The 1,547-nt window shown below is 57.5% G+C and carries 1 protein-coding gene; it reads right to left on the bottom strand.

The genetic code is table 11. The annotated features are described in order from the left end of the window. Positions 1–147: 147 nt before the first annotated feature. The coding region (locus ACOCD2_RS19395; protein WP_293725837.1) for a thymidine phosphorylase family protein at positions 148–1,547 on the bottom strand (1,400 nt) is incomplete at its 5' end.

The following is a 1,547-nucleotide window of genomic DNA, read 5'->3' as shown; positions in this document are numbered from 1 at the left end:
AGAGGCTTCCGCAATAAAGAGCGGTTTGCCAATGCCATTTACTTCCATCTCGGCGGGTTGGATCTTTACCCTGATGGGATTACTAGATGATGGGCGCCCACTCAATCAGGGGAAGAGCCGTCTTCAAAGGCAAGGATCAGGCAATCGTCATTCATCGTGTTTTTCCACCGTGTATCCACAATATTGCTGTGCAGCATCCAGTGCAAATTCTTCGTTCGCGGGGAAGGCCGCGTAAATGGTATACAAGGGCTCGCCAGCCTCCACATGTTCGCCGGTTTTCCTGTGCAGATCCACGCCTGCGCCTTTGTCCAGTGGCGCACCGGCCAGGCGTGCAATATTGGCCATCTGCAAGTTGTCGATCGCAGTTATCTTTCCCGACTCTGCGGCGGCGATGACGTGATGCAAGCGCCCCAGCTGTGGCGGGTCGGGGTTTTTGCCCTGGGCCTGAATGATGGCTTCCATCTTGGACAGGGCCCTGCCGGAATCCAGGATGTCCCTGGCGATATGATATCCATCACCGCCACGCACATCGGCATCGAATTCCAGTATGCGCCCTGCCAGCTGCAGGGCTTTTTCACGCAGGTCCAGGGGCGCTTGCGGCCTGCATTCCAGCACCTGCATGACATCCCGTGCTTCCAGTACAGGCCCTATGCCACGGCCGATAGGCTGACTGCCGTCGGTAATGACGACTTCCAGCTCCAGCCCGATATGGTCGCCGACATATTCGAACAGTTTGCGCAGACGCAATGCCTCCTGATGACTTCGCACCTTGGCGGTGGGCCCCAGGGGGACGTCGATCAGCAGGCGGGTGGAGCCTGCAGCCACCTTTTTGGAAAGAATCGAAGCGACCATCTGACCCGGTGAGTCCATGGATAGAGGGCGCTCCACAGCGATCAGAATGTCGTCTACGGGTGCCAGCCTGGCGGTACCGCCCCAGGCGAGACAGCCGCGTTCCTGTTGCACGATGGTGTGCAGGGCTTCTGGAAGCAGGTCTACCCTGGCCAGTACCTCCATGGTATCGGCCGTGCCGGCAGGAGAGGTGATGGCGCGGCTGGATGTCTTGGGCATGAGCATTCCGTGAGCGGCAATGATGGGAACGATCAGCATGGTGGTGCGGTTGCCCGGAATGCCGCCTATGCAGTGTTTGTCGGCGACTAGGGCTTCTCCCCATTCCAGGCGGTCACCGGTTTCAACCATGGCCCGGGTCAGATGCAACACCTCCTCGCGTTCGAATCCGGTTTCCGCGCAACCCACCAGAAAGGCGGCAATTTCGATCTTGGAATAACGGTTTTCAACGACATCCCTGGCGATATTCAGATATTGCTCATAGTCCAGAGTCTCACCACTGATCTTGTCATGCACCGCTTCTAAAGATGCGGGTGGGGAAGCGTGTTTTACCGTCACTGACGTGCCGGGAGGCAGGTTCAGCTGATCAAATACCTGTTCACTGACACCCAACTCGCCAGGGGCGGTAATGTTGGCATCGTCGACGATGTTCAATACCGCGATGACTGGCTGGCCGTCGTTTTCCTTGTGGATTTCGATTT

Origin of the sequence: Thiolapillus sp. (assembly GCF_048562965.1) — a bacterium.
Classification (GTDB): domain Bacteria; phylum Pseudomonadota; class Gammaproteobacteria; order Chromatiales; family Chromatiaceae; genus Thiolapillus; species Thiolapillus brandeum_A.
The sequence above is the reverse complement of the archived record's forward strand: the minus strand, read 5'-3'. Positions and strand labels throughout refer to the sequence as shown.